At 43.3% G+C, this 5,147-nt stretch carries 3 protein-coding genes and 1 pseudogene; all 4 read left to right on the forward strand.

What is annotated here, in order from left to right; all coding sequences use genetic code 11:
* The first annotated feature begins 341 nt into the window (after positions 1–341).
* On the forward strand, positions 342–2,525 hold the full coding sequence (uvrD, locus tag CXF78_RS09490; protein ID WP_011638834.1) for a DNA helicase II: 2,184 nt from the start codon (positions 342–344) through the stop codon (positions 2,523–2,525).
* A gap of 37 nt (positions 2,526–2,562) precedes the next feature.
* Positions 2,563–3,423, forward strand: a complete 861-nt coding sequence (gene ubiA, locus CXF78_RS09495) for a 4-hydroxybenzoate octaprenyltransferase (RefSeq protein WP_102036633.1) — start codon at positions 2,563–2,565, stop codon at positions 3,421–3,423.
* A 33-nt stretch (positions 3,424–3,456) separates the two neighbouring features.
* The gene (locus CXF78_RS09500) at positions 3,457–4,374 is read left to right on the forward strand and encodes an alpha/beta hydrolase (protein ID WP_102036634.1); all 918 of its coding nucleotides are present in this window, start codon (positions 3,457–3,459) and stop codon (positions 4,372–4,374) included.
* A 150-nt stretch (positions 4,375–4,524) separates the two neighbouring features.
* A pseudogene (locus CXF78_RS09505) lies at positions 4,525–5,147 on the forward strand (hypothetical protein); the annotation flags it as partial.

Here is a 5,147-nt window from a genome sequence, read left to right on the forward strand (position 1 = left end):
ACATATTAACCGAACTGACTCGCCACAAAAATAACAAACGTAATCTTGTTTCTTTAGTCATGAATTTGAGTGTTTAATTGACTATTAAGCCAATTACTTAACGCTAACATTAATTAATTGTTTATTTTATATAGTAATTTTCGCTTACAGCTTTGTCAATTTAGGTGTGGTTTTCGCGGTTAGAGCATCACAAGTAAGTGATTTTAGTGACTTTGATATTAATGTCGTCAATGGACTCACTCTGTTACCTAAGGTGATAGCGGCTATAAAATAGCTGAAGTATTGCACGCCATTATCTCGCTATTTAAGATATAATGCCTCGCAGATTTCTGGGAGGAAAAATGGACGTATCATCATTATTAGACGGCCTAAACGATAAACAGCGTGAGGCAGTCGGCGCGCCACTTTCAAATATGTTGGTGTTAGCGGGTGCCGGCAGTGGTAAAACCCGTGTATTAACCCATCGTATTGCGTGGTTAATGCAAGTTGAACAACAAAGTCCATATTCTATTTTGGCAGTCACCTTTACCAACAAAGCCGCGGCAGAAATGCGTGAACGGGTGGAAAAGGTTGTGGGCACTAACATGGGTAGGATGTGGATTGGTACCTTCCATGGTTTAGCGCATCGGTTATTGCGAACCCATTATCAAGACGCCAATTTACCGCAAAGTTTCCAGATTATCGATTCTGACGATCAGTTACGCTTACTTAAACGTATTCTAAAAAGCCTTAATTTAGACGAGAAGCAATATCCTCCTCGTCAGGCCCAAGGTTATATTAATGGCAAAAAAGACCAAGGATTACGTCCAAAGCATATCGATGCGGGCGGCTTTCCGATTGAACAGAATTTACTGAATATTTATAAGGTTTACCAAGAGTCTTGCGATCGTGCAGGTTTGGTCGACTTTGCCGAAATCTTATTACGAGCTCATGAATTATGGCTTAATAAGCCGCATTTACTGGCACATTATCAAGAACGCTTCCGTCATATTTTAGTCGATGAGTTTCAAGATACCAACGCGATTCAATATGCGTGGATCCGTGTGTTAGCCGGTAATACCGCCAATGTGATGATTGTCGGTGATGACGATCAATCTATTTACGGTTGGCGTGGCGCACAAATTGAAAACTTACATCGTTTCTTAAAAGACTTCTCGGGTGCAACAACCATTCGTTTAGAACAAAATTATCGTTCAACAGCGAATATTTTGAATGCGTCTAACGCTGTGATTGCCAATAACCCAGATCGTTTGGGCAAAGAGTTATGGACCGAAGATAAAGATGGTGAACCCATTTCGGTTTATTGCGCCTTTAATGAAATGGATGAAGCCAAATTTATTGTCGGACGCATTAGCGACTGGCATGAAAAGGGCGGCAGTTTGAGCGAGTGCGCTATTTTATATCGTTCAAATGCGCAATCGCGAGTATTAGAAGAAGCCTTTTTACACAAAGGGTTAGCGTATCGTATTTACGGTGGTCTGCGCTTCTTCGAGCGACAAGAGATTAAAGATGCTATGGGCTATATGCGTCTGATTAATAACCAAAATGATGATGCAGCATTCGAGCGTGTGGTGAATACACCTGCTCGTGGTATCGGCGATCGTACTTTGGATATTATACGCTCAACCGCCAGACAGCATGAACTGACGCTGTGGCAAGCTTGCGTGAGTTTAATCGAAGAAAAAGTCCTTGCTGGTCGTGCCGCTAATGCCATCAATGGCTTTATGGAACTGATTATTGCGATGCGAACGGATACGGCAGATATGTTGTTGTACCGGATGGCTGATGATGTGATTGATCGTTCAGGCTTGCGTACCATGTACGAGGCCGAAAAAGGCGAGAAAGCCCAAGCGCGAATTGAAAACTTAAACGAGCTGGTTACTGCTGCACGCAGTTTTGAAATGCCTGAAGAGCTTGAAGACATGGGCGAACTTAATGCCTTTTTGTCTCATGCAGCATTAGAAGCTGGCGAAGGTCAGGCTGATGCCTTTACCGATGCCGTGCAGTTAATGACATTGCATTCAGCCAAAGGGCTTGAGTTCCCAATGGTGTTTATGGCTGGCGTTGAAGAAGGATTATTCCCGAGTAAGATGGCACTGGATGAAGGCGATCGTTTAGATGAAGAGCGCCGTTTGTGTTATGTCGGTATGACCCGTGCAATGCAAAAACTGTACATCAGTTATGCGGAATCTCGTCGTATTTATGGCCGTGAAGATTATGCTAGCCCATCACGGTTTATTAACGAAATTCCAGAAAAGTTTGTTGAACAAATTCGCATACGTGCTCAGGTTAAGCCATCAGTTAGTCAGCGTTTTCCTGCTAAGGCTACGGTTGCCACTAAAAAACCTCATGGTTTTAACGACACCGGTCATAAAGTGGGTTCTAAAGTGAAGCACTTTAAGTTTGGTGAAGGTGTTGTCACTAGCTTTGAAGGTTCTGGTGAAAAAGGACGTGTGCAGGTCGAGTTTGTTGATTTCGGCAGTAAATGGCTGTTGGTGTCGTTAGCCAAATTAGAGCGTTGTTAATGTGTTTCGCTTGCTAAATCATGGAGAGATGACACCAATGTCATTGCAAGATAAGCTTCGTGCTTATGCACGATTAATGCGGATTGATAGGCCTATTGGTACCTTGCTGCTGCTATGGCCGTGTTTAATGGCACTGGTGTTAGCGGCTCAAGGGCTGCCAGATATTAAGGTGCTGTTAATCTTTATTGTTGGCGTGGTGATTATGCGCGCCAATGGCTGCATTATTAATGACTTTGCCGATCGTAAACTAGATGCTCATGTAGAGCGTACGAGTATGCGACCGTTGGTGTCGGGGGAAGTGTCTGTTAAAGAGGCACTGACTCTATTTACCCTCTTAGGTTTGGCTGCGTTTTGCTTGGTATTATGGCTTAATCCACTGGTAGTGCAATTATCTGTGGTGGGGATTATTTTAACGGTGATGTACCCGTTTATGAAACGGGTGACCAACATGCCACAAATGTTTTTGGGCATTGTGTGGAGTTGGTCAATTCCAATGGCTTATGCCGCTCAACTTGGTGAAGTGCCTGTTGAAGCATGGTGGTTATTTATGGCCAATTGGTGTTGGACGGTTGCGTACGACACCATGTATGCCATCGTCGACCGTGACGATGACTTAAAAGTCGGCATTAAATCAACGGCTATTTTATTCGGTCGCTTTGATCGACAAATTATCGGTTTGTTTCAACTTGCTGCACTAGGGTGTTTTGTAATGGCTGGGCTGGTGGCCGACCGTGGGGTTATTTATGGCTTGGGCATTATCAGCTTTATTGGTTTTGCCGTGTATCAGCAACGATTAATTTTTGGTCGTGAACGTGCGCCATGTTTTAAAGCCTTTTTAAATAATAACTGGGCCGGAATGGTACTGTTTATTGCACTTGCGCTGGATTATATGATTTAACGTTTGTGGTTTATTACCATAGGGCAGGGATGCATGAAAACAATTTATAGGTTAATCGGCGCGATAATGTGTTGTGGGTTATCTCTAGCCAGTGCGTCAGCTAACAATGATGCTGTACTGGCTGACTTAACAAGCAACGCTGTCGATGAGCATTCCACTGCTGCGGTTGTCAACATTCCTCGTACTCGTCAATTTATACTCAAAGATGGCGATCGCCACTATCAAGTGATGATCAAACTGCCTAAAGATTACCGCCACAATAGTAACCATCGTTACCCTGTAATCTATATGACGGACTCTATGTATAGCTTGCAAGTGGTGTCTGGTGCGACGCGATTCCCAATGAACAGTAACATGATGCAGCAAGCTATTTTAGTCGCCATAGGCTATCAGAGGCCAAGCAAAGGTTCGGCGAGTCGGATCCGTGACTATACCCCAAGTCACGATGCGAGTTGGAAACTACCCACTGGCGAGGCCAAGCGACACGTTGCTTATATCAGTCAGGTTGTTATGCCCTTCGTTGAAAAAAACTATCGGGTCGATACCCAACAAAACACCTTTGTGGGCAATTCGCTAGGCGGGTTATTGGGTGCTTATATTTTATTAGAACAGCCAAGGCTATTTGTGTATTACGTATTAGGCAGTCCATCTCTGTGGTTTGACAATAAACAATTGTTGCAGCAGTTTGTGCAGCGTTTTAGTCAAACACCAGCCATATCTGCCAAGGTGTTTATTGGCATTGGCGAATTAGAAAAACCACCTTATACCGATAATCATCATATGGTGGCTGATGCGCAGGCTTTTTTTGAACTGCTCCAATCCCATCCATCGGCGCAATCTGGTGACTTAGCACTCAAGCTGCTGCTCATTCCTGAGGCCGATCATTCTATGGCTTTTCCTACTACCGCTATTCATGGTTTAACTTGGCTGTTCAAGCGCAACTTATCTTGATACCCGTTCACGGCAATTTTTAGTAACAATTTTTGCGTCAATCAATAGCAGTGAAACTAATGTTTGCTGATATGTTAACAACTTGTATCTTCACGTTTATATTCACAATAATATGCGTGGGTTAATAACATATACAGGGATAAGTATTCAATGAGAGCCACGGTAAAGTATCGGTTAGTCTTTTTAGCCTTAATGGTGTTGAGCTTTGTGATAGGCGTTCAGTGGACACCAGAGTCGTTAACAAGCGATGCTGACAAGTGGTCGTTATACCTTATTTGTGGATTGTATTTTGTGTTACTGCCACTGAGCTACTGGTATTGCATTATTAAAATGGGTGGTCAGAAACTGTGGAAATTGATAGTTATTTTCAGTTTAAGCAGCTTAGTTGCTCGGTTTAGTTTTCCTGACGAAGTCGCGCACTATTTTGAGTTTATTGCTTGGTTACGCTATCCGATTATTGCGGTGTTGCTGGTCATTGAATTGTATTTGGTGGTGAGTGTTGTTCGTGGCTTGATTAAGGTGCGAAAGCTTAAGGGCGATCCTAGAGTCGGGGCGGTAGAAACGTATCGAGATGGCGATGAAAAAAGCTTAACTATCGCACTTATCATGGCCAGTGAGGCGACTAACTGGTTTTATTCAATCCCTTGGTTTTCACGTCATCATCCGGCGGCCATCGCCAATATTAACCTTATTAGTGCAACGCGCTGGCATGTATGGCTTATGCTAATGGGTTGTATCGCTGCATCTTGTGGCAGTTATTTATTACTGGTTTC

Origin of the sequence: Shewanella sp. 11B5, assembly GCF_002836795.1 — a bacterium.
In the GTDB taxonomy this organism is placed as follows: Bacteria; Pseudomonadota; Gammaproteobacteria; order Enterobacterales; family Shewanellaceae; genus Shewanella; species Shewanella frigidimarina.